General features: G+C 46.0%; 1 tRNA gene and 1 rRNA gene. Both read left to right on the top strand.

Going from position 1 to position 2247, the window contains the following annotated elements:
- Positions 1-379: 379 nt before the first annotated feature.
- Positions 380-1908 (top strand): 16S ribosomal RNA (locus HMPREF9140_RS09940).
- Between the two features lie 168 nt (positions 1909-2076).
- A tRNA-Ile gene (locus HMPREF9140_RS09935) sits at positions 2077-2150 on the top strand.
- Positions 2151-2247 lie beyond the last annotated feature (97 nt).

Genomic DNA, 2247 nt, shown 5'->3' with positions numbered 1-2247 from the left:
CAGTTTTTCTTTTTCTTGATTTATATCAATATTCTATTTTGTAATCTTTATCAGGTTCATTTTTTTGTTTTATTTTTTTGTTTATTTCTTTTTGCGTTTTTATCTTTGCACTCGCTTTTCCGCTTAACGGCGGTGTTTTTTTTTTGAGACAGAGCAGTGTTCTTTGATTAGTTTTTAAGATATAGACAGAGAAGTAGTACAAGTTACATTTGGCATTATTGCCAGGTGTATAAAAAGAGTCAAACCGTTGATTTATCTATATTTTTATAGATATGAGTTTTTTATACTTCTAATATTTTTGGATATTCGTTCTAAGACAGGCAGATTTTAGGGTACATGATTATATATATATTATGTACTTTATTCATTTAGATATTTTACAATGGAGAGTTTGATCCTGGCTCAGGATGAACGCTAGCTACAGGCTTAACACATGCAAGTCGAGGGGCAGCATAATTATTGCTTGCAATAATTGATGGCGACCGGCGCACGGGTGAGTATCGCGTATCCAACTTTCCCATAACTAGGGGATAATCCGTCGAAAGGCGGTCTAATACTCTATGTTGTCTATTTATGGCCTCATATTTAGACGAAAGATTTATCGGTTATGGTTAGGGATGCGTCCGATTAGGTAGTAGGCGGGGTAATAGCCCACCTAGCCTACGATCGGTAGGGGTTCTGCGAGGAAGGTCCCCCACATTGGAACTGAGACACGGTCCAAACTCCTACGGGAGGCAGCAGTGAGGAATATTGGTCAATGGACGCGAGTCTGAACCAGCCAAGTAGCGTGCAGGATGACGGCCCTATGGGTTGTAAACTGCTTTTATGCGGGAATAAAGTGATTTACGTGTATATCATTGCATGTACCGCATGAATAAGGACCGGCTAATTCCGTGCCAGCAGCCGCGGTAATACGGAAGGTTCGGGCGTTATCCGGATTTATTGGGTTTAAAGGGAGCGTAGGCTGAATATTAAGCGTGTTGTGAAATGTAGTTGCTCAACATCTGCACTGCAGCGCGAACTGGTATTCTTGAGTGTGCGCGACGTAGGCGGAATTCGTGGTGTAGCGGTGAAATGCTTAGATATCACGAAGAACTCCGATTGCGAAGGCAGCTTACGAGAGCACAACTGACGCTTAAGCTCGAAGGTGCGGGTATCGAACAGGATTAGATACCCTGGTAGTCCGCACAGTAAACGATGGATGCCCGCTATTGGACTTTTAGTTCAGTGGCTAAGCGAAAGCGTTAAGCATCCCACCTGGGGAGTACGCCGGCAACGGTGAAACTCAAAGGAATTGACGGGGGCCCGCACAAGCGGAGGAACATGTGGTTTAATTCGATGATACGCGAGGAACCTTACCCGGGCTTGAACTGCCGGTGAACGATACAGAGATGTTGAGGCCCTTCGGGGCGCCGGTGGAGGTGCTGCATGGTTGTCGTCAGCTCGTGCCGTGAGGTGTCGGCTTAAGTGCCATAACGAGCGCAACCCCATTTTCTAGTTGCCATCGGGTAATGCCGGGCACTCTGGAGATACTGCCACCGTAAGGTGTGAGGAAGGTTGGGATGACGTCAAATCAGCACGGCCCTTACGTCCGGGGCTACACACGTGTTACAATGGCGCATACAGAGTGTCGGTTGTATGTAAATGCAATCCAATCTTGAAAGTGCGTCTCAGTTCGGACTGGGGTCTGCAACCCGACCCCACGAAGCTGGATTCGCTAGTAATCGCGCATCAGCCATGGCGCGGTGAATACGTTCCCGGGCCTTGTACACACCGCCCGTCAAGCCATGAAAGCCGGGGGTGCCTGAAGTCCGTGACCGCAAGGGTCGGCCTAGGGCAAAACCGGTGATTGGGGCTAAGTCGTAACAAGGTAGCCGTACCGGAAGGTGCGGCTGGAACACCTCCTTTCTGGAGAGAAAGTTTATCCTATTTCGATATTGGTGGTAATAGAGCTTATTTGTATTTGAATTATATGTTCAGATATGATATTAATGGTTATGTCTCTTTCTTGTACTTACCGATCTGTTTAAAATAATCGAATATAGATAGAAGTCCATTAGCAGACTTTATGACTCTAGTCCTATAGCTCAGTTGGTTAGAGCGCCACACTGATAATGTGGAGGTCGGCAGTTCAAGTCTGCCTGGGACTACACATTTTTAGAGACAATGCTAATATTTACATTCTACCTACTATTATTAAGGGGGATTAGCTCAGTTGGCTAGAGCACCTGCTTTGCAAGCAGGGGG

The organism is Prevotella micans F0438, assembly GCF_000243035.1.
GTDB classification, from domain to species: Bacteria; Bacteroidota; Bacteroidia; order Bacteroidales; family Bacteroidaceae; genus Prevotella; species Prevotella micans.
Note: the sequence above shows the minus strand (reverse complement) of the source record. Positions and strands in the feature narration are given on the sequence as shown.